Annotated in this window: 21 protein-coding genes; 6 read left to right on the top strand and 15 right to left on the bottom strand. The window is 73.2% G+C overall.

Annotation, left to right across the window (positions count from 1 at the left end):
• Window positions 1–103: 103 nt before the first annotated feature.
• Window positions 104–1,327 (top strand): amidase, encoded by a 1,224-nt coding sequence (locus R0145_RS01440; RefSeq protein WP_317838661.1) that lies wholly within the window; start codon window positions 104–106, stop codon window positions 1,325–1,327.
• On the opposite strand, the gene R0145_RS01435 is transcribed toward R0145_RS01440, so the two are convergent.
• The 6 genes from R0145_RS01435 to R0145_RS01410 are packed head-to-tail and all read right to left on the bottom strand — an operon-like array spanning window position 1,280 to window position 7,001.
• Window positions 1,280–2,050, bottom strand: a complete 771-nt coding sequence (locus R0145_RS01435) for an enoyl-CoA hydratase/isomerase family protein (RefSeq protein ID WP_317838660.1) — start codon at window positions 2,048–2,050, stop codon at window positions 1,280–1,282. The two genes, R0145_RS01440 and R0145_RS01435, sit on opposite strands and share 48 nt — an antisense overlap.
• Window positions 2,051–2,081: 31 nt before the next feature.
• Window positions 2,082–2,843 (bottom strand): SDR family oxidoreductase, encoded by a 762-nt coding sequence (locus tag R0145_RS01430; RefSeq protein WP_317838659.1) that lies wholly within the window; start codon window positions 2,841–2,843, stop codon window positions 2,082–2,084.
• Complete coding sequence (locus R0145_RS01425; protein WP_317838658.1) at window positions 2,836–3,807, bottom strand: NAD(P)-dependent oxidoreductase; 972 nt, start codon at window positions 3,805–3,807, stop codon at window positions 2,836–2,838. Before R0145_RS01425 ends, R0145_RS01430 begins: the two co-directional genes overlap by 8 nt.
• A 4-nt stretch (window positions 3,808–3,811) precedes the next feature.
• Complete coding sequence (locus R0145_RS01420) at window positions 3,812–4,765, bottom strand: hypothetical protein (protein WP_317838657.1); 954 nt, start codon at window positions 4,763–4,765, stop codon at window positions 3,812–3,814.
• Window positions 4,765–6,135: a M20 family metallopeptidase gene (locus tag R0145_RS01415; protein WP_317838656.1), complete on the bottom strand. Its 1,371-nt coding sequence runs from the start codon at window positions 6,133–6,135 to the stop codon at window positions 4,765–4,767. Before R0145_RS01415 ends, R0145_RS01420 begins: the two co-directional genes overlap by 1 nt.
• Window positions 6,132–7,001 (bottom strand): alpha/beta hydrolase, encoded by an 870-nt coding sequence (locus R0145_RS01410; protein ID WP_317838655.1) that lies wholly within the window; start codon window positions 6,999–7,001, stop codon window positions 6,132–6,134. Before R0145_RS01410 ends, R0145_RS01415 begins: the two co-directional genes overlap by 4 nt.
• A gap of 130 nt (window positions 7,002–7,131) precedes the next feature.
• Between R0145_RS01410 and R0145_RS01405 the strand changes: the two genes are divergently transcribed.
• From R0145_RS01405 to R0145_RS01385, 5 genes are read left to right on the top strand one after another with little or no spacing between them, the layout of a single operon-like run.
• Window positions 7,132–7,974, top strand: coding sequence for an alpha/beta fold hydrolase (locus R0145_RS01405; protein WP_317838654.1), 843 nt, complete (start codon window positions 7,132–7,134; stop codon window positions 7,972–7,974).
• A complete protein-coding gene (locus tag R0145_RS01400; protein ID WP_317838653.1) occupies window positions 7,971–10,298 on the top strand; it encodes a CoA transferase in 2,328 nt (775 codons plus the stop codon). Before R0145_RS01405 ends, R0145_RS01400 begins: the two co-directional genes overlap by 4 nt.
• A gap of 43 nt (window positions 10,299–10,341) precedes the next feature.
• Window positions 10,342–11,274, top strand: coding sequence for a zinc-binding alcohol dehydrogenase family protein (locus tag R0145_RS01395; RefSeq protein WP_317838652.1), 933 nt, complete (start codon window positions 10,342–10,344; stop codon window positions 11,272–11,274).
• Window positions 11,271–12,734 carry an AMP-binding protein gene (locus tag R0145_RS01390; RefSeq protein WP_317838651.1) on the top strand — a complete coding sequence of 488 codons (1,464 nt, stop codon included), beginning with the start codon at window positions 11,271–11,273 and terminating at the stop codon, window positions 12,732–12,734. The genes R0145_RS01395 and R0145_RS01390 overlap by 4 nt, the downstream gene beginning before the upstream one ends.
• Window positions 12,731–13,759 carry an asparaginase gene (locus tag R0145_RS01385; RefSeq protein WP_317838650.1) on the top strand — a complete coding sequence of 343 codons (1,029 nt, stop codon included), beginning with the start codon at window positions 12,731–12,733 and terminating at the stop codon, window positions 13,757–13,759. The genes R0145_RS01390 and R0145_RS01385 overlap by 4 nt, the downstream gene beginning before the upstream one ends.
• Here R0145_RS01385 and R0145_RS01380 read toward each other — a convergent pair.
• The 9 genes from R0145_RS01380 to R0145_RS01340 all read right to left on the bottom strand — a co-directional run bounded on the left by R0145_RS01380 (window position 13,741) and on the right by R0145_RS01340 (window position 21,110).
• Entirely contained in the window at window positions 13,741–14,535 is a 795-nt protein-coding gene (locus R0145_RS01380) for an IclR family transcriptional regulator (protein ID WP_317838649.1), read from the bottom strand. The two genes, R0145_RS01385 and R0145_RS01380, sit on opposite strands and share 19 nt — an antisense overlap.
• A gap of 58 nt (window positions 14,536–14,593) precedes the next feature.
• A complete protein-coding gene (locus R0145_RS01375) occupies window positions 14,594–15,400 on the bottom strand; it encodes an alpha/beta hydrolase (protein ID WP_317838648.1) in 807 nt (268 codons plus the stop codon).
• 1 nt (window position 15,401) lies between these two features.
• On the bottom strand, window positions 15,402–15,722 hold the full coding sequence (locus tag R0145_RS01370; protein WP_317838647.1) for a DUF362 domain-containing protein: 321 nt from the start codon (window positions 15,720–15,722) through the stop codon (window positions 15,402–15,404).
• Window positions 15,723–15,726: 4 nt separating this feature from the next.
• Window positions 15,727–16,740: an NAD(P)/FAD-dependent oxidoreductase gene (locus R0145_RS01365; RefSeq protein ID WP_317838646.1), complete on the bottom strand. Its 1,014-nt coding sequence runs from the start codon at window positions 16,738–16,740 to the stop codon at window positions 15,727–15,729.
• Window positions 16,741–16,747: 7 nt separating this feature from the next.
• Window positions 16,748–17,569, bottom strand: coding sequence for a class II aldolase/adducin family protein (locus R0145_RS01360; protein ID WP_317838645.1), 822 nt, complete (start codon window positions 17,567–17,569; stop codon window positions 16,748–16,750).
• Window positions 17,569–18,396 (bottom strand): ABC transporter permease, encoded by an 828-nt coding sequence (locus tag R0145_RS01355; protein ID WP_317838644.1) that lies wholly within the window; start codon window positions 18,394–18,396, stop codon window positions 17,569–17,571. Before R0145_RS01355 ends, R0145_RS01360 begins: the two co-directional genes overlap by 1 nt.
• A complete protein-coding gene (locus tag R0145_RS01350; protein ID WP_317838643.1) occupies window positions 18,393–19,211 on the bottom strand; it encodes an ABC transporter ATP-binding protein in 819 nt (272 codons plus the stop codon). Before R0145_RS01350 ends, R0145_RS01355 begins: the two co-directional genes overlap by 4 nt.
• A gap of 3 nt (window positions 19,212–19,214) precedes the next feature.
• Window positions 19,215–20,192 (bottom strand): ABC transporter substrate-binding protein, encoded by a 978-nt coding sequence (locus R0145_RS01345; protein ID WP_317838642.1) that lies wholly within the window; start codon window positions 20,190–20,192, stop codon window positions 19,215–19,217.
• Between the two features lie 171 nt (window positions 20,193–20,363).
• Entirely contained in the window at window positions 20,364–21,110 is a 747-nt protein-coding gene (locus R0145_RS01340; protein WP_317838641.1) for a sulfite exporter TauE/SafE family protein, read from the bottom strand.
• Window positions 21,111–21,192: the final 82 nt, after the last annotated feature.

The raw sequence follows: 21,192 nt of genomic DNA, 5'->3' as shown, positions 1-21,192 counted from the left end.
CTCCACGCTACGGACGCCACACGTCAGCCGGCTTTCGGCGGTGTTCCCTCTGTGTAACACCGGCTACACATCCCTGGAACGACCGGTCCCTAACGTCACCGGCATGACCACCAGCACCTTTGACCCGACCATCTGGCGGCTGGCCGATGACGACCTGATGCCGCAGGTGTCCAGTGGGCCGCTGGGGGGCGCCCGAGTGGCGGTCAAGGACCTGTTTGCCATCGCCGGCCAGCCGATCGGCGCCGGCAACCCCACTTTCCTGGCCGAGGCGCCACTGCAGGACCGCAACGCCCGGGTGGTCGACGACCTGATGCGGGCCGGTGCGACAGTGGTCGGAATCACCCGGACCGACGAGTTCGCCTTCTCTCTGGCCGGCACCAATCCCCACTACGGCACCCCGCCGAACGCGGTCTGCCCGGACCGGGTGCCCGGCGGGTCGAGCTCCGGATCGGCGGCGGCGGTCGCTCTCGGGCTGGCGGACATCGGGCTCGGCACCGACACCGGCGGGTCGATCCGGGTGCCGGCCGCCTACCAGGGGTTGTGGGGCATCCGGACCACCCACGGTGCGGTCTCCCACGAAGGTGTCCACGGGCTGGCGCCGAGCTTCGACACCGTCGGCTGGCTGACCCGCGAACCCACCCTGCTGGAGGCAGTCGGCAAGGTGCTGCTGCCGCTGGCGGCCGGCCGGACGTTCACCGCGATCCTGGTCAGCGACCAGCTGCTCGACGCGGCCGACCCGGACGTCGCCGCCGCGATCCGGGAGTTCCTCGCCGGTCCGCTCCCCCTCGACGTCCGCGGCATCCAGCCCGGCCCGGCCGACGGCACCGGCTGGCCGTTGGCCGACTGGCGGGAAGTGTTCGTGACCATCCAAGGTCACGAGGCGTGGGCCGAGCACGGCGCCTGGGTGACCGCCCATCCGGGGGCGCTCGGGTCCGCGGTGGCCGAGCGGTTCCGTCGGGCCGCCACCATCACCGACGCGCAGCGGGACCGGGCGCTGGCCGCCCGGCGGCGGATCGCCCGGACCGTACGCCGCGCCATCGGCGACGAGGTGCTGGCGGTGCCCAGCACCGCGACCGTGCCGCCACCGCGCTCCGGCGCGGACCCGGCCACCGGGCCCGCCCGGACGTCCACCCTGCAACTCACCTGCATCGCCGGGCTGTCCGGCCTGCCGGCACTGGCGATCCCGCTGCGGACGGCTGCGGGGCTGCCCTGCGGGCTGTCCCTGGTCGGCCCGGCGGGCAGCGACCGGGACCTGCTGGCGCTGGGGCGCACGATCGGGTCAGCGACCCCAGAAGACGGCGGGGCGCTTGTCGAGGAAGGCCTGTAGCCCCTCGGCGGCGTCGTCGGTGGCGGTCAGCCGCAGGACGGCCTCGAACTCTGCTGCGCTGGCTGCAGCAAGGGCTCCGTCGGCGCTGGCCCGCACCATCCGTTTGATCTCCCCGATCGCCGCGGTGGCACGGGTGGCATAGTCCAGGGCGGTGCGCCGGACTGTGTCCTCGAACTCCTCGGGAGTCACCACCAGGTCGACCAGGCCAAGACGCTCTGCCTCGCGGGCGGTCAGCCGGGAGCCGTCCATCATCAGCCGCTTGGCGAGGTGGGGGCCGACCAGCCGGGGCAGCCGTACGCTCCCGCCGGCGCCCGGGATCAGTCCGAGGGTGACCTCGGGAAAGCCGACCGTCGCGGCTTCGGCGGCGATCCTCAGGTCGCAGGCCAAGGCCAGTTCCGCCCCGCCGCCGAGGGCATGGCCGTTGAGAGCGGCGATCACCGGCTTGGGGGTGGCCTCGATCAGCTCGAGCACGGTCACCCAGCCACGCATCAGGCGCTGGGTGCCGAGGGAAAGGTCGCGCATCACCCGCAGATCCGCGCCGGCGACGAAGCACGAGCCGGTGCCGCGGATGACCAGGCAGCGGACCGCGGGGTCGTCGGCGCAGGCGGTGACGGCCGCACGGAGGTCGGCGATCAGGGCGGGATCGACGGCGTTGACCGGGGGGCGGTTGATGGTGAGGGTGCCGACGCCGCCGGCCTGCTCACAGTGGATGACGGGGTCCATCGGGGTCCTTCGGTGGGTGAGAGAGGCGTGGTCAGCGGGCGAGGTAGCCGCCGTCGACCGGGTAGTGGCCGCCGGTGCAGTACGACGCGGCCTCGGAGCAGAGGAAGGCGACCAGTGCGGCGACCTCGGCCGGGGCCGCCCAGCGGCCGAGCGGGACGACGTCGGCGACCATCGCCCGGGCCACCGGGTCGTCGGCCTGGCCGAGGTCGGGCCGAGTCAGGGTCGGGCCGGGGGCGACCGCGTTGACGGTGATCCCGTCGGCGGCGAGATCCACCGCCAGCCCACGGGTGAGGGCCAGCACTGCGCCCTTCGTGGCGGCGTACGCGGCCCGTCGGGGTGCGCCGACCGAGGCGAGCACGGAGGAGACAGTGACGATCCGGCCCCAGCCGTACGCCCGCATGCCGGGGATGACGGCTCGGCAGGCGTTCATCGCACCGAGCACGTTGGTGGCCAGCAGGTCGGCCAGTTCGTTGTCGGAGTGGTCGGTGAGCTCGCCCTTGAGCAACGAGCCGGCCGAAGCGACCAGGGCCGAGGGGTCGCCGGCACGCTCGTGGATCTGCTCGACGGCGCCGCGGACGCTGTCGGGATCGGCGATGTCGCAGCCGATCGTCAGGTGGTCCCCGCCGAGCAGGTCGGCGGCGGCCCGCAGCCGGGAACGGTCGCGCCCGCTGACGGCCACCTGCCAGCCGTCAGCGGCGAGCCGGCGCGCGGCGGCCAGGCCGATCCCCGACGTGCCGCCGGTGACCCAGGCGACCCGCCGGGTGGGTGTACGGACGGCAGGAGTGTCAGTCATCGTGGCCTGCCTTCGGTGGGTTCGGGGTGGGCCAGCGCCAGCGCGGCTCGCGGCCGTCCGCGACCCGGGCAAGGTTGTCGGCCACGCCGGCGAAGATCTGCCGGCGCGCCGTCCCCGATCCGCCGGCGACGTGCGGGCTGAGCAGGGTGTGTGGGGCCGCCCGCAGCGGATGGTCGGCGGGCAGTGGCTCGGCGCCGAACACGTCGAGGGCCGCGCCGCCGAGCCGGCCGGTCCGCAGCGCATCGGCCACGGCGTCCTCGTCGGTGACCGGGCCACGCCCGACGTTGACCAGCAGCGCGTCGGCCGGCAGCCGGGCGATCTCTCCGGCACCGAGCAGGCCCCGGGTGGCCGGGGTGAGCGGGACGGCCACCACCAGCACGTCGGAGCCGGCGAGCAGGTCGTCGAGGGGGCGCCACTCGTACGGCAGCTCGGGGCGTGGCCGACGGGAATGGTAGGAGACCGGGCAGCCGAAGGCGGCGAAGAGGCGCAGGCAGGCGGAGCCGACGGCCCCGCCGCCGAGCACCCCGACCCGGCGCTCGGACAGGTCGCGGACGTCCGCGCCGGAGGTCCAGCGCCCGGCCCGCAGGTCCTGGTCGAGCCCGGGCAGCCGGCGGCAGAGCGCTCCGGCGGCGAGCACGGACCATTCGGCGACCGACGCGGCGTTGGCGCCGGGGAGATGACAGACTTCCGCACCGGCGCGCCGCCAGGCGTCGACGTCGATCGAGTGCAGCCCGGCGCCCGGGTACTGGATCAGCCGGACCTGCCCCCCGGCCCGGGCCGCCGCGGCGTCCAGCACCAGCCGGCCGGACCAGTCGGCGATCACCGCGCCGGCCACCGCGAGGTGGCGCAGCATGGCCGCCCGGTCCTCGGCGAGCAGCACGTCGGGCGGGTGCGGCAGGTCGGTGAGGGCGGCGGTCAGGTCGGGCACGGCCGCCCGGCCGAGGACCAGGACAGGCGGCGCCATGGCGTCAGGCCCGGTCCGGGGCGGCGGCCGGCGTGATGCTGATGACGCCCATCCCGGTGAGCCAGTCCGGCACGGCCGCGTACGCTATCCGTTCGGCCGGCGCCCCGCCCAGCAGGGTCGCCATCATCAGCCAGGAGCGCAACTCCTGGGACCCGTTGCCCGCCTCCCGCTCGAGGTCCTCGGTGCGGTACGCGTAGAGCTCGGCGGTCCGACCGGCGACGAACGTGTCGATCACCGCCTCGTCCCACTCCGGGGTGATCGCCGATGTCGCCGCGCGGATGATCTGTCGTCGGCGGACGTCGTAGTCGGACCAGTTGAGCCGACCGTCCAGCCAGGCGCGGACCATGAACTCCTCGTCCTCGCCCTCCGGGGCACGCCAGTCAGGCCAGGGCAACCGGTGGGACAGACCGCCGGAGCCGATCACCACGACCCGCAGGTCCTCGGGGTAGCTCGCCACGGCGGCCCGGATCGCCTCGGCGACCTCCCGGCAGCGCGCCAGCGGTGGCAGCGGCTGGGCGAAGACGTTGACCACCAGCGGAATGATCGGGACCTCGAGCCCGGCCAGCAGGTACTGGATGGCGTGGCTCTGGCCGTGGTCGATCTGCATCCGGGCGGAGAAGGCGAGGTCGCCCCGGCCGGACCCGACGACGTCGTCGACGATGTGCCGGGCCAGCCCGGTGTGCACCGGCTGCGGGCCCTTCGGGGTGCCGGATTCACCGCTGGCGAGACACTCCCCCACGCCGAGGGTGAAGCCGGGGATCAGGTCGAGCCAGAAGCCGCGGAAGTGGTTGGAGCCGATGATCAGCGCCACGTCCGGCCGGGCCGCCTCGACCCGGCGGCGGGCCTCCGCCAGCCCGTCGCGGAAGGTGATCGCCTCCTCCCGGTGGGTGGTCTCCTCCCAGTGGGTGTTCATCAGGGTGCTGTGGGACGCTCCCACGCCCAGGACGATCTGTGCCATCAGTGCACCTCCGCGGTGTCGAGGTCGCTCGAGGCGACCTCGAGCGCGAAGCGGATCAGGAATCGGGTGAAGGCGGCAGCCTCGCGCAGGTCGACGGCGTTCATCCCCATGGCGAAGTCGACCGGGAACGGCGCATCGGTGATCTTCGGCATGCCGATCCGTACGGTCGGGATGCCGCGACTGCGCAGGATCGCCGCGTCGGTGGCGCCGGAGCCGTTGTCGGTGCGCGGGTGCTCCCGGCCGGTGACGGCCTCCCAGGCGCCGACGGCCCGGCGGACGAACCAGGAGTCGGGGTCGCTCGCCACCCCGGGGATGGCGAGGACGGGACGTACGTCGACCGTGGTGCCGAGCTCGGCGGCGATCCGGGCGACCTCGGCCTCGAGCTCGCGGCGCACCTCGCTCGGGGTGGAGCGCGGGCTGATCCGCAGGTCGACCATCAACCGGACGTTCTCCGGGGTGAAGGAGGCGGTGCGGGTCCAGCCGCCGTGGACGTTGGCCACCATGCCCTGAGGGGCGACCTGGCCGCCGGTGTGCCGGGCGGTGTAGGTGGGGAGCCAGTCCTCCAGCCGGCAGACCACCTCGGCCGCGAGCCGGACGGTGTTGTGGTACGGCAGCCGGTGCCGGGAGCCGGTGTAGGTGTGGGTGCCGTGCACGACGATCTCGAACCAGGTCAGGCCGACCTCGTCCCAGGCGACGGTCCAGCCGGGCTTGGCGATCACCGCGTAGTCGGTGTGCACACCCTGCTCGAGCAGGAAGGAGCAGCCGGCGCCCTGGCCGGTGGTGAGCCGCGGGTTGTCGACGCCCGGGCGGGCGTTGGTCGGCATCCCGCCGGCGCCGAACGCTGCGACAAGGTCGCCGTGCAGCGGGATCCCGGCGGCGGCGATCGCCTCGACCGCGGCCAGCACGCAGGCCGCGTGGCCCTTGGGGTTGGACGCGCCCAGGCCGATCACGTAATCGCCACGGACCTCGGCGCGGGCCTGCAGGTCGGGGCGCATCGCCCCGATCCACGGCAGGTCCTCGGCCGGGTCACCGGTAGTGACCGTGTCGGTCGGGGCGTACAGCATCAGCGACGGGCCGGTGCCGTCGCCGGGCAGCCGGCCCCAGGCGTTGGCCTGCCGGTCGTCCAGCGGCATCAGTTCGGCGGCCAGACCGGCAGCGGTGAGCCGGTCGACGAGGTGTTCGGCGACCGGCCGCTCGTCACCGGTGGGGCTGGGCACGTCGACCAGTCCGCTGACCAGTTCGGCCAGCCGCTCGGCGGTGACGAGATCGGCGGCCGCCCGGACCCGGTCCCGCAGCACCCCGTCGAGGCCGCGCAGGTGGGTGTCACCGTCGGCCGGGATGGAGGCGTTGCCGAAGACCGGGGCGGTCATGCCCGGTCCCCCTCACCGGGCAGGTGCTGGGCGAGGAAGCCGGAGACCATCGTGTAGTAGTCGTGCGGCCGCTCCTCCTGCAGATGGTGGGAGGCCTGGTCCATGATCCACAGCTGGCCGTGCGGGATCATGCTCGCCAGCATCAGCGGGTAGTCGGGGGTGAGGAAGCCGTCGTACATGCCCCAGGCCATCAGCACCGGCGCCTGGATCCTGCCCAGGTCACCGGCGATGTCCTGCCACTCGCCGCGCGGGTTGTCCGACCCGCCGGCCAGTGCCATCTCCTCGGGGTCGAGGCTCTGCCGGTAACGCAGCTCCAGCGTCTCCTCGGGAAGCCGGTCGCCGTCGTACCACTCCAGGCCGGTGATCAGCTCGCGCAGCTTCTCCTTCGTCGGGCCCTCGCCGCCGTAGTAGCGGTCCCGGGCACTGCGGCCGCGGTGGCCGTTCTCCGGCAGCGGGCCGAGCGGGCCGCGGAAGACCGGCATGCTGCCGGTGATGGTGACGGTCCGGACCCGCTCCGGATGGTCCGCGGCGATCTTCAGGGCCATGTGGCCGCCCCACGAGTTGCAGACGAAGTCGGCCCGCTCGATGCCCAGGTCGTCCATCAGCGCGACCAGCTTGGCCGCGTGGTGGTCCCACATCGGGCCCTCGATCTCGCCCTTGTCGGACCGGCCGTACTGCAGCAGGTCGACCAGGAGGCAGCGCCGGTCGGCGGCGAACAGCGGTGCCACCGGCCCGAAGTCGGACCAGGCGGTGCAGCCCGGGCCCCCGCCGTGCAGGAAGATCGTCGGCGTCCCCTCGCCGAGGTCGTGGTAGTGGTACGTGACGCCGGCGACGGTGGTGAAGTGGCTCGGGGGAGGCTGTGTCATGGCCCGATGGGACCGCATCGGGCCATGTCCGCACCACGATCCAGGTCCGGCCAGTGGACCCCGCCGGCGGGTCCACTGAGCAGTCCGGCGGCCTCGGGGGTGGGCGGCCCGGCTGCCTAGCATCCGGGCCATGACGCCCTCCACCCAGGAATCGACCTCACGCTTCGTCAGCGTCGGCCCGACCCGGATCCACTACCACGAGGCCGGCACCGGCCCGGTCCTGCTGTGCATCCACGGCGGCGCCCCGGGGGCGTACGGGTGGGGCAACTTCGGGCAGAACGTCGACGCCCTGGCGGCCCACCACCGGGTGCTGGTCGTCGACCTGCCGGGCTACGGCCGTTCCGACCCGTTCGGGATCGAGGGCGGCCGGTACGCGGGGCTGGCCGAGCTGTTCGCCCGGATGCTGACCGCACTGGGCATCGAGCGGGCCGACGTGGTCGGGATGGCCACCGGCGGCGCGGTGGCGATGAAGCTCGCCGTCGACCACCCCGACCGGGTGGACCGGCTGGTGCTGGTCTCCAGTGCCGGCGGGCTGCCGCTGTTCACCACCATGCCGTCCGAGGGACAGAAGGCGATCCGCGGCTACTACGCCGGCGCGGGTCCCTCCCCGGAGCGGATGGAGGCGTACCTGAAGCTGATGATGCACGACCACACGCTGATCACCGCCGACCTGGTCCGCGACCGCTACCAGGAGTCGGTCCGCCGGGCCACCTCCGACGGGCCGGCCGGGACCGTCGCCGGACACCCGGCGGCCGAGGAGCCGTGGCGGGAGGCCGACCGGATCACCGCGCCGACGCTGATCGTCTGGGGCACCCACAACCGGATCCAGGGCTACGACAACGCGCTGTTCCTGCTCCGGCGGATCCCCGGCGCCCGGCTGCACCTGTTCGCCGACACCGGCCTGTGGGTGCCGTACGAGCGGGCCGCGGAGTTCGAGGCGCTGCTCGCGATGTTCCTCGCGGAGGGCCGGTGACGGCCGGGACCGGCCGGCCCCGGGTGCTGGAGCTCGCCAGCCCGTGGACCCGCGCCGCCGGCCGGATGCTGGTCGGGCTCGGCTGGGACGTGGTGCTGGTGGAGCCCCCGGGCGGCAGTCCCGAGCGGGCGGTCCGCGACGGCATCCCGTTCACCCACTGGCACGCCGGCAAGTCCTCGGTCCTGCTCGACCCGGCGGCCGACCCGGCCCGGTGGCATACGCTCACGGGCGGCGCCGACGTCATCCTGCACACCGACGGCCTGCCCGCCGGGGTGCCCACCCGGGTCGCCACAGTCCGGATCACCCCGTACGGCAGCGACGGCCCGGCCGCGCGGCTGCCGGCCACCGACCTGACCGTCGCGGCCCGCGGCGGGATGCTCGCCCAGGTCGGCACCCCCGACTCACCGCCGCTGCGGCTGCCGCAGGACCAGGCCCAGCAGTTGGCCGGGGCGTACGGCGCGATCGCCGCGGTGCTCTGCCTCGCGGCGGGCCGGTGGGACCCGGCCCCGGTGCTGGAGGTGTCGGCGCTCGAGGCGGTCGCCGGGTGCCTGGAGACCGGGGCACTTACCGCGATCCACGCCGACCGGGTCGACCCCCGGCCGGGTCGGCAACACCCACTGGTGCTGCACGGGCTGTTCCGGACCGCCGACGGGTACCTCGGCGGCGGGCTCGGCGGCAGCCCGCGGATGTGGGACGACCTGCTCGACTGGCTCGCCGAGGAGGGCCTCGACTCCGGCCTGGCCGACCCACGCTGGGCCACCGCCGAAGCGCGGGCGGCCGATCGCACGGCACTCTTCACCGCCCTCGACGATCTGCTGGCCGGGGTCGACGCGGCCGACTGGGCGGAGCGGGCCCAGGCCCGCCGGCTGCCCTGGGCGGCGGTCGATCCGCCCGACCGGCTGCGGCAGGATCCACAGCTGCTCTCCCGCGACTTCTTCCGGCCGACCTGCCTGGACGGGCGGGTCGTCCCCGACCTCGGCTTCGGCGTTCGGGTCGAGGGGGCGCCGGCCGGGCCACTGCGCCCGCCCGTTCCCGGCATCGGGCCGACGGTCACGGCGCCTCGGGCCGAGGCGGCCCGTGCCGCAGCAGGACCGGCACCGAGCCCAGCGGCGCTGCTCGCGGGGGTCCGGGTCGTCGACCTCACCTGGGTGCTGGCCGGGCCGTTCGCCACCCGGGTGCTCGCCGACCACGGCGCCGAGGTGATCAAGGTCGAATCGGTGCGCCGCCCGGACCCGACCCGGTTCAACCCCGCCATGCACCTGTCCCGGGACCGGACCGCCGGGCCGGACACCAGTGGCTACTTCAACGAGTACAACCGCAACAAGCACAGCATCGCGCTCGACACCCGCACCGACGAGGGCCGGGCGGTGCTGGCGGACCTGATCGCCTCCGCCGACGTCGTGGTGGAGAACTTCAGCGCCTCGGTGATGGCCCGGATGGGTCTCGGCTACCAGGAACTGCGCCGGCTGCGGCCGGACATCGTCTACCTGTCGATGTCCGGGATGGGCCACACCGGGCCGCGCCGGGACTGGGTGACGTACGCCGACATCGTCTCGGCCGCCTCCGGACTCACCGCGCTGACCGGCTGGGGCCCCGACGAGGTGGTCGGCGTCATCTACGGCCACGCCGACATCGTGGCCGGCCTGCACGGTGCCCTCGCCGTCGTCGCCGCCCTGGCCTGCCGCCGGGTGACCGGCCGCGGCGCCCACCTGGACCTGTCCCAGCTGGAGGCGTCCGCCGCCTCGCTCGGGACCGTGCTGCTCGATGCGGCCGCGCACCCCGAGGCGCCCCCGGTGCCGCTGGGCAACGCGGACCCGGACCTCGCCCCGCACGGAGTGCACCGCTGCCTCGGGCCGGACGCCTGGGTCGCCGTCGCCGTCCGGGACGCCGCGGACTGGGCCGCGCTCTGCCGGGTGCTCGACCGGCCGGACCTGGCGACCGACCCCGGGTACGCCACCGCGGCCGGCCGGCGGGCCGCGGCCGCCGGGATCGACGCCGCGATCGGCGCTTGGACCGGGCAGCGGTCCGCCACCGACGCCGCGGGAACGCTGCTCACCGCCGGCGTGCCGGCCGCCCCGGTGCAGGACGGCCGGGACCTGCTCACCGACGCCCAACTGGGCCACCGCGGCTTCTTCCAGCCGGTCGACCACCCGGTGGCCGGCCGGCACCTCAGCGAGGCCAGCCCGATCCGTACGCCCCACCGGGCCACCCCGATCCGGCGCCCGGCGCCGGTGCTGGGCGCCGACACGACGCGGCTGCTGACCGCGCTCGGCTACCCCGCCGAACGGGTCGCGGCGCTCGCCGCGCGGGGCGTCCTGCGCTGACCCACCGCCCCTCCACCGTCCCCCTGCACCCCGAGGAGTCCCCATGAAGGCCGCCCGACTGCACACCTTCGGCCGTCCGCCGGTCGTCGACGATGTCGAGACGCCCACCCGCCCCGAGGGCAGCACCCTGGTCCGGGTCGGCGCCGCGGCGGTGGGCCACCTCGACCTCACCGTCGCCTCCGGGACCTTCGACATCCGCCCGCCGCTGCCGCACATCGGCGGCACCGACGCGGCCGGCACCGTCGTCGCCTCCGACACGTTGCCGGTCGGGCAGCGCGTCATCGTCCGCGGCGGGGGCATCGGGCTGACCCGGCCCGGCTGCTGGGCCGAGTACGTGGTCGTGCGCGACCGCCACCTCATCCCCGAGGAGGGGGCCCTGCCGCTGCCGGTCGCCGCGACCTTCCTGGTGCCCGCCACGACGGCGTGGGTCGCCGTGCACGACGTCGCCGGGGTGCTGGCCGGCGAGCGGGTGATCGTCGGCGGCGCGGCCGGGGCGGTGGGCCGGGTGGCTGCCCAGCTGGCCGTCCTCGCCGGCGCCGAGGTGATCGGCGTCGTCGGCCGGGAGTCATCGCTGGCGCTGGTACCGGACGGAGTGACCGCGGTGACCGCCGACGGCATCCCCGACGGGCCCTGGGCCGATGCGGTGGTCGACACCACCGGCGGCGAGCCGCTGTCCCGGGCGCTGCACGCCACCGTGCGCGGTGGGCGGGCGGCGCTGATCGGCTACACCCGCTCACCCCGGCTCACCCTCGACCTGCCGAACTGGCTGCTGGCCGAAGTGCCGCTGCTGCCGGTCAGCATGATCCATCGGGCCGAGCGCCAGCGGGAACTGGTCCCCACCCTGATCGGGTTGCTGGCCGACGGGTCGATCAGCGTGCCGGTCCGGACCTTCCCGCTGGACCGCACCGCCCAGGCCTGCGCAGACCTGGCGGCCGGGCGGATCCACGGCCGGGCCGCGGTGGTCCCGGCCCGATGACCGGCGCCGCCCCGACCCCCGTCACGGCCGGCACGCTCACCGCGCTGGTCCTCGAAGGGGCCCGCCGCTGGGGGCCACGGCCGGCGATCACCGTGGCTGGGCGCACCCTGGCCTATCGGGACCTGCCCGGCCACGCTGAGCGGTACGCCACCGCCCTGGCAGGTGGTGGCGTACGACCCGGCGACCGGGTCGCGATCATCGCACCGAACAGTCCCGCCGTGATCGACGCGTTCCTCGGCTGCCTGTGGTGCGGCGCCGCCCTGGTGCCGCTGGACCCGGGGCTGCGCGGCGCCAGCCTGGACCGGGCACTGGCCACCACCCGGCCCGACCACCTGCTCCCGGACCGGCCGCTGCAGGCCACCGAGGGCCGGTCGGCCCGGCCGAGGACCGCCGACATCGCCCCGGACACCCCGGCAGCCGTACTCTTCACCTCCGGTTCGACCGGGGCCTCCAAGGCCGTGGTGTGTCCGCACTCCCAGCTGCTGGCCTGGGGCACCGCAGTCGGGGCGCACCTCGAGCTCGGGCCCGACGACGTGCTGTGGACGACGCTGCCGCTGCACCACACCAACGCCCTCAACGCTGCGGTCCAGGCCCTCACCTGGGGCGCGCACATCGTCATCGGCGAACGCTTCTCGGTGTCCAGCTACTGGCATCGGGCCGCCGAGCACGGCGCGACCGTCGGCTACCTGCTCGGCAGCCTGGTGCCGCGGCTGCTCGCCGCCCCACCGGCCGGCGACCGCGCCCACCGAATGACCCGGATGCTCGCACCCGGCGTCTCGTCGCCGGCTCGGGCCGAGCTCAAGGCCCGGTTCGGAGTACGCGCTCTGGACGGCTACGGCAGCACCGAGACCAACTACGTGATCGGCAGCCCGCTCGACCGGGCCCGCCCCGGCTGGATGGGCCGGCTGCTGCCCGGCTACCGGGCCCGGCTCGCACCGGTCGACGACGACCCCGGGCACGGCGAACTGCTGCTGGCCGAGGAGACGCCCGGGGCGTTCGCCACCGGTTACCTCGGGGAGGAACTGTACGGGCCGGACGGCTGGTTCCGCACCGGTGACCAGGTCCGGCTCGAGGGCGGCTGGTACCGCTTCGAGGCCCGGCTGACCGACGTCATCCGCCGCCACGGGGAGAACATCCAGGCCCGCGAGGTCGAGGAGATCCTCACCGCCCATCCGCTGGTCGCGCAGGCCTGCGTGATCGGCCACCGGGACGGCTCGGAGACCGACGTGCACGCCTTCCTGGTCCCCGCCCGGCCGGCCGCCGGGCCGGCCGGCTCAGCCGACGGCGAGGCCTTCGACCTCGAGGCCGTGCTCGCGTACGCCACCGCCAACCTGCCCCCGTTCGCCGTCCCCCGCTACGTGGACGTGCTCCCCGAACTGCCGGTCACGGCCTCGGAGAAACCCGACCGCCCGGCGCTGCGCGCCCGCGGCCTCGGCCCCGACACCTGGAGGTCCCGATGACCCGCATCCTCGTCCTCGCCACCGGCGGCACCATCGCCAGCCGTCCGGGCGCCGACGGCGTCGCCCCCACCCTGGCCGGCGCGGAACTCGTCGAGGCCGTCCTTGCCGACGACCCCGACCTGCGCGACACCCTGCGGGTCAGCGTCGAGGAGCCCTTCCGCCGGCCCAGCTACACCCTCGGGCCGGCCGTTATGCTGCGGCTGGCACATCGGTGCCGTACGGCGCTGGCCGAGGGCCATGATGCGGTGGTGGTGCTGCACGGCACCGACACCGTCGCCGACTCCGCCTGGCTGACCCACCTGCTGACCCTGCCGGTGACCGGCGGGCCCGCGCCCGGCGGGCCGGTGGTCTTCACCAGCGCGATGCGCCACGCGGCCGAGACGGGCGCCGACGGGCCGCGCAACCTGCTCGACGCCCTGCGTGTGGCCGGCGCCCCGGGGGCCGCCGGACGCGGCGCGATGCTGGTGGTCAACGGAGAGATCCACGCGGCCGCGCGGGTGGTGAAGTCCCACACCAGCGGTCTGCACGCCTTCGCCTCACCCGGCTCGTCACCCCTCGGCGACCTGACGGCCGGGATCGTACGCTTCACCCGTCCGGCCGCCCGTCCGTTCCCCGACCCGGGGCCGGTCGAGGAATTGGCCGAGATCGGCATGGTCCCGGCCTGGGCCGGGCACGGGGACGTGGTGATCGGGGCACTGCTGGACCGCGGGGTCCGGGGACTGGTGGTCGAGGGAACAGGGGCGGGGCACGTACACCCTGACGCGGCCGCCGGGCTCGAGCGGGCCTTCGAGTCGGGCGTTCCGGTGACGGTCACCTCCCGGGCCTCCGGACCGGTTCATCGGGCGTACGGCGGGGGCCCCGGATCGGGCCGATGGCTGGCGGCCACCCCGGCCCTCGACAGCGGCGAACTCGGCACGGCGCGGGCGCTGCTCGCCCTGGCCGTCGGCATTGCCACCCGGGGCACCGGGCCGGAACTGGCGGACTGGTGGGGCGCAGTCGTCCGGCATCAGGCCGGGCTGGAGTGAGCCCGGCCCGCCAGGTCGGCAGAAATGCCGGCGGCGGCGTGGCGCAACTGCGGGATCAGCCGCGGCTGGGCGGCGCTCAGCCGCTGCACGGTCCCGGTGACGGACAGGGCCGCGACGACATCGCGCTCTCCCATGTACACCGGCACGGCGATGCTCATGTAGCCGAGCCGGGTCTCCTCGACCTCACGCGCGAACCCGTCCGCGCGGATCCGGTCCATCTGGCGGCGCAGCACGGCGAACGATGAGGTGGTGCGACGGGTCAGCGGGGTGAGCCCACGGAAGGCGAGCGCTTCCAGCACCGTGCGGTTGGAATGGGCCAGGAGCACCTTCCCGGTCGCGGTGGCATGGGCCGGGAGACGCCCGGCGACCCGGGAGACCTCCTGCAGCGCATGCTCGCCCTCGAGCTTGTCGACGTAGATCACGTCGAGGCCGTCACGCAACGCCAGGTGGATCGTCTCCCGGGTCAGCGCCATCAGCTGGCGGATGAACGGGCGCCCCACCTCGCGGAGGGTCCGCTGGCGCGGGACGAGTTGTCCCAGCTCGAACAGCCGCAGGCCCAGCCGATAGTGGATCCCGGTCTTCTCGAGCATCCCCACGCCCACCATCTCGCCAGCCAGCCGATGGACGGTGGCCTTCGCCAGGCCGCTGTGGGCGGTCAGTTCGGTCAGGCTCTGCTGCCAGGTGTCGTCGTCGAACGTGGACAGGATGATGCCCACCTTGTCGAGCAGAGTGACGATGTCGCGCGCCGCTGCGCCCTCCTCCACGGGCTGGGCCATGTGATCACCTCCGGAGTCGTGTTGGGCCGGCCATCCCCCGGCAGGATGTCCGCCTCGATCAGTCGGGCAGCTCATCCAAGAAATCCGCGATGATGTCGGAGACCGTAGCCGGCTCTTGTTGCATGAGTGCTACGGTCCCGCCCTCGACAACGATCGGGCCCCGCACTGTCGTCGCCGACAGGGCCGCGGCCAGGTGCGGCAGCGCAGGGAGGGCGTACGGATCCGCCCCGCCCGCCAGCAGCAGCACCGGCACCCGGACCTCACCGGCCCGGTCCTCCATCCGGTAGCGGGCGCACGCCAGGTGTCCTTCGGCAGGATCGAGCCCGTGCCGCAGGGCGTCCGCCATGAACCGGTCCAGCAGGGCGATGTCGCCCGCCGGATAGTACGGCCGGCGCCCCTCCCAGAGCCGGTTCAGGTGGCCCCCGTCGGGACTGCGGTCGACGTCGTCGACGCCCCGGACACCCGCCCTGGCCCGACGGAACCCGGCGTCGGTCCACGGACACGAGGAGAGCACCAGACCGCGGATGTCGCGGCGAGCGGCGCCCAGTTCCAGGGCGACCGCGGCGCCGGTGTGGTGTCCCACGACGGCGACCCGGCCGACGTCCAGGGCGTCCAGAAAGGCGCCGACGCCCCGGGCGTACTGCTCGATGGTCTGCGGGGCGGGAAGCCGCGGACTGTTGCCGAACCCCGGCATGTCCACAGCGATCGCCCGGTGACCGCGCCGGGCGAGCAGCGGGAGGACTTCCCGGAACTCGTCCCAGGACTGCGGCGTCTGGTGCAGCAGCACGACCGGGCGGCCGCTCCCGGCCTCGGCACAGTGGATCTGGCCGAGGCCGGTGTCGACGTACGCCATTCGCACGGGCATCTCAGTGGCTCGCCGCGAGTTCGGTGTCCACCCCGACGACGCCGGTCTTCAGCGCACCGCCGGGGTTGCCGAGCGGGATGTCCCGGCCGGGCAGGACGATCTCGAAGAAGGCGCGGTTGTCCGCCTTCCACTCCGGGTCGGCCTTGCGGTCCACCGCGATCGCACCGTGCGGGCAGGCAACCTCGCAGTTGCCGCAGTCGATACACTCCGCCGGGTTGATGTAGAGCTTGCGCCCGCCCTCGTAGATGGCGTCGACCGGGCACTCCTCCATGCACGAACGGTCCTTGTGGTCGAGGCAGCCCTCGCCGATCACGTAAGCCATATCCTCAATCTCCTTCAGTCGAGTGGCCGGGGAACAGGTCGAGTCCGGGGTCGAGCAGCACGGCAGCGTTGTTGACCGCCGTCGCCGCCTCGCCGAAGCCCACCGAGATCAACCGAACCTTCCCGGGGTAGTCGGTGATGTCGCCAGCGGCATAGACCCGCGGGATCGCGGTCTCCATCCGCGTGGTGACGGGGATGCGCCGATTGACCAGACCGAGGCCCCATCCGTTCATCGCACCGAGGTCGGCGGTGAAGCCGAGCGCGGCGACGATGGACTGGGCGGGCAGCGAGAGCGGCCGGTCCTCGCCGGCGACGCTGATCTCCGCAGTGGAGACCCACCGGTCGCCGCGGACCGCGGTGACCTCGGCGTTGACCAGCATCCGGACGTTGCTGTCCCGGACCCGGTCCACAGATCCCTTGTGGGCACGGAAGCGATCACGCCGATGCACCATCGTCACCGAGCGGGCGATCGGCTCGAGGTGGAGCGCCCAGTCGAACGCACTGTCGCCACCACCGATGATCACCACGTCCTTGTCGTCATGGACGGTGAGGTCCGGGACGAAGTAGCTCACGCCTCGGCCCAGCCAATCCAGACCGGGGGTGAACGGCCGGGGCGTGAAGGTCCCGATGCCCCCGGCGAGCACGACCGCGCCGGCGTGGATCGTCCGGCCGGCGCTGGTGGTGAGGACCACCTCTCCCGTGCCGGCGGCGGAGGTCAGTCCCCGCACCTCCTCCTCGAGCCAGAACTCCGGCCCGTAGGTCTCCGCCTGCGCCGCCAGCGCGTTGACCAGGTCGCGACCGCGGACCGCGGGGTATCCGGCGATGTCGAGGATCGTCTTCTCCGGATACATCCCGACCACCTGGCCGCCGATCTCCGGCAGGGCGTCGATCACCGCGGTCCGCAGACCGCGGTGACCGGCGCAGTAGGCGGCGTACAGCCCGGCGGGGCCGGCGCCGACGACCAGCAGGTCGACATGGGAGATGGCGGGCCGGGCAGCGCGCGTCGTTGCGGTGGACATGTCCGTCTCACTCTCCTGCGTGGGCCTGGAGCCAGTGACCGAAGAGGTCGGGCTCGTGCCGGGCGATCCGCTGGATGATCGTCGAGTAGGCGAACCAGCCGACGTCCTCCCCGCCGACCGCGGCGTACGTCTCCGCAGCGGTCTGCGGGTCCAGCGGAACCGGGTCGCCGGCGGCGAGCGCCAGCAGTTCCGACTGCATCGATCGCTCCATCGAGACGAACCACCAGACAGCGCTCTCGACGGTGGTGCCGACGGTGAGATGCCCGTGGTTGGTGAGGATCACCGCCTTGTGCGGACCCAGAGCGGTGGCGATCCGCTCGCCCTCCTCCTCGAGCAGGGCGACGCCGTGGTACTCGTCGTAGATCGCCTGGTCGCCATGGAAGGCACAGGAATCCTGGGTGATCGGCGAGACCGGCCGGTGCAGCGCGGAGAACGTCTTGCCGTGCAGTCCGTGGGCGTGGACCGCTCCCATCACCTCGGGACGGGCGGCGTGGACGTGTGAGTGGATGACGAACGCGGCCCGGTTGAGCCGGCCCCGACCCCCGTCGGGCAGAATCCGTCCGGTCGCGTCCACGTGGAGCAGCTCCTCAGGCCGGACCAGGGAGAAGTGCCGACCCCACGGCGCGGTCCAGAAGGTGTTCGGATCGTACGGGTCGCGGCAGGTGATGTGTCCGGAGATGCCCTCGTCCAGCCCGAAGGCGGAGAGGATCCGGTAACCGCCGACAACGGCGTTCTTCCGGCGATCGAGCTCGTCGGCAAGGGACAGCCCGGTGGGCGGGGCGGGGATCGCCGCGAGGGTCGCGACGTCGGTCAGGTTGGTGTCGGTCATCACTTCACCCCGTAACGGTGGAACAGCCGGTTGGTGACGATCCGCAGCACCCGGTCGAAGACGAACCCGAGCGTGCCGAGCACCAGGATGCCGGCGAAGATCCAGTCGATCCGGCCGTAGTTGCGGGCCGACCAGATCAACGAGCCGAGGCCGACGTTCGCGGCCACGATCTCGGCCGAGACGATGGTCAGGAAGCTGTTGCCCATCGCCAGCCGGGCGCCGGTAACGATGCCGGGGATGGTGGAGGGCAGGATGATCGTCCGGAGCAGCTGCCAGCGGCCGGCGCCGAGGCTCTGCGCCGCCTGGATCCGCAGCGGGCTGATGCTCACCGTCGCCTGGATCGTGCTGACCACCACCATGAAGACGGAGGTGTAGAAGATCAGCGCGACCTTGCTCAGCTCGCCGATGCCGAACCAGACGATGGTCAGGGTGACGAAGGCGATCGGCGGGACGAACCGGAAGAACTCCACGTACGGGTCGAGCAGATCCCGGACGAAGGTGAGCCGGCCCATCAGGATCCCGATCGGGGCGCCGATCACCACGCCGGTCAGCCAGCCGACCAGGATGCGGCCGCTGGAGGCACCGATCGAGGCGGCCAGGGTGCCGTTCGCGGCGAGTTCGACCAGTGCCCCGACGGTCTCTGCCGGGGAGGCGATGATGCTCGGCCCGAACCACCAGGACAGGTAGGTCCAGAGGAGCAGCCCGCCGACCAGGGAAATGGTCCAGATCGCCGGGACCCGTGCCCAGGCCGGCAGCGCCCGCCGGGTGGACGTACGGGTCACGGGCGTCGTGGTCGGTCGGACCGCGGCGTCGGTGGTGGTGCTCATTTCCTCTCCTCCAGACCCTGGCCGGCCAGGCTGCGCTGCACCTCGACGCTGATGTCGGCGTGGAGCTGACCGAACAGTTCGGTGACGCCCGGGGTGTGCCGCTCCCGCGGCCGGTCGATGTCGACCGGGTAGACGCTCTTGATGCCGGCGGCCGGGCCCGCGGTCATCACGACGATCCGGTCGGCCAGCACGATCGCCTCGTCGATGTCATGGGTGACGAAGACGACGGTGCTGTTCGTCCGGCCGCAGATCCGGCTGAGCTCCTCCTGCATGACGACCCGGGTCTGGGCGTCGAGGGCACCGAACGGCTCATCCATCAGGATCAGCCGCGGCTCGTTGGCGAGCACCCGGGCGATCTGGACCCGCTGCCGCATGCCGCCGGACAGCTCACTCGGGTACTTGTGCTGGGCATGACCCAGGCCGACCATCGTCAGGTAGTGCTCGGCGATCCGGGCCTGAACGGCGGCGCTCGCGCCGTGCATCCGCGGACCATAGCCCACGTTCTCGGCGGCGGTCATCCAGTCGAACAGCACCTCGGTGCTCTGGAAGACCATCCCGGCATGGCTGTTGTTGCCGGTGACCGGCTCGTCGGCGCAGTGGATCGAGCCCTCGGCGAGCCGGATGAAGCCGGCCAGGGCGGACAGCAGGGTCGACTTGCCGCAACCGCTGGGGCCGAGCAGACAGACGAACTCCCCCGGCTCGACCTGCAGGTCGACGCCGCTGACGGCGGTGAAGTCCCCGAATCGAATCGCCGCGTCACGGACCCGGAGCGAGACGCCACGGGCCGTCACCGGCGTCTCGACGACGGTGCTCATCGGTCAGACCCCCTTGTACCAGTCGAGGACCAGCGCCTTGGACAGGTCCGGACGGGACTTGATGGCGCCGATGCTCTGGTAGAAGTCGACGATCTCGGTGGTGCTCTTCACCGACTCGGTGCCGAGGCTCTCGACGGCGAAGTCGATCTGGTCGATGGCGACCTTGGTGTCGGCCGGCTTGATCTTCACGGCCTTCTCCGTCACCGTGGCGGCCAGATCGGGATCGGCCTCGGTCTTCTTCGCGGCCTCGTCGAGGACCTTGGTGAACTTCTGAGCGGTCTCCTCGTGACCGGAGAGCCAGGCCTCGTTGGTGACCAGCCAGTGGTGGTAGGAGAAGCCGAACGCCGCCGAGTTGGCGTCCACGTGACCGATCTTCTGGTCGACCGCGGTCTGCGGCCACGGCTCCCACATCACGTAGCCGTCGATGTCACCGCGGCGCAGCAGGGCCGGCATGTCGGCCGGGGCGGCGGTGACCAGCTCGACGCTCTTGGGGTCGATGCCGTTGGCCTCGAGGTACTTGTTGGTGGCGATCTGGCTGAGGCCCTGGACATAGCCGAGTTTCTTCACGTCCTTGGGGCCGGACAACCCGTCGCGGAGGACGGCCTTGATGTACTGGCCGGACGACTCATAGCTGGCGATCGCCCGCAGCTTGTCGCTCGAGGCCATCTGGGCGGCGGTGGTGGTGTCGGAGTTGCCGGCGAGGTTGATCTCGCCGGCGTTCACGGCGTCGACGGCCTCGCCGCCGCGGCCGAACTGGACCAGCTCGACCTTCAGGCCGGCCTTGGTGAACATCCCCTCGGCATCGGCGACGAAGAAGGGGGCGTAGGCCGCGTCAATGCCCACCCCGACGCGCAGGGTCGTCTGGTCGGTGGCGGCCTGGGCCTGATCGGCGGCGGGACGGGAGCAGGCGGCCATGGAGGCCACGAGCACCAGGCCCGAGGCGGCGACGGCGGCGGTCTTGATGGGGCGGAAGGACTTCATTGCGGTCGACTCCGAATCGCTGGGGACCCGCCTTCGACGGGATTGCCGAGAAAGTTAGCCGGGCCGTCCCGGATCGGCCGCGCTCTCGGGTCCGGTCACCGAACCGCATTTGATATCGGTCATTTCCATTTCCGTCGTATGCCAAATGCGTTACGGATCACCAGGCGTTCATCACCACGCGAGGAAGGCCCAGACCGCGGTACCCAGACCGATGACCACGACGGCACCGCGCAGCACCCGGTCGGGCAGCCCGCGGGCCACCCGGGCACCCACCAGACCGCCCGCGACGGCACCCACGGCGATCCCGGCACAGAGCGCCCAGGGGATCTCGGCGCGCAGCACCAACAGGGTCGCGGCGACCAGGTTGGTGGCGGCGTTGGTGAGGTTCTTGACCGCGTTGGCGGCCTGCAGACCACTGCCCGACACGGCGAGCAGGGCGAGAGTGAGTAGGCCCTGACCGGCCCCCAGCAGGGCCCCGTACACCCCCAGCAGGACGAACAGCAGTGGCGTCAGCCGGTCCGGCAGGGCGTACGCCGATCGACCGAACGACGCGGAAATCCGGGGCTGCAGGGCCATCAGCACCGCGCCGGAGAGGATGAACCACGGCACCACTCCGGCGAACACCGCCGAGGGCATCAGCATCAGCAGGCCGGCCCCGAGCGCCCCGCCGAGGGCGGCGGCGAGCGCCAGTAGCCAGGCCCGGCGACCGGCGGTGACGAGTTCGCGGCGGTAGGCCCAGGTGCCCGAGACGGTGCCGGGCAGCAGGCCGACCGACAGCGCGATCACCGCGGCCCGCGGGTCGATGTCCCGGACCACCAGCAGCGGCAGGGCGACCAGGGCCCCCGACCCCACCGCGGTGTTGACCAGGGCTGCGGCGAGCCCAGCGACTCCCCCGACGAATTGTGCAGTGGCATCCACGTGATTCCTCCGGTGCGAGATGCAGTGAACCTGGAATTCACAGCGCGAATACCCATGGTCGGCAAGGAATTCCCGGCCAACC

It is taken from the genome of Raineyella sp. W15-4 (assembly GCF_033170155.1).
Lineage (GTDB): Bacteria > Actinomycetota > Actinomycetes > Propionibacteriales > Propionibacteriaceae > Raineyella.
Note: the sequence above shows the minus strand (reverse complement) of the source record. Positions and strands in the feature narration are given on the sequence as shown.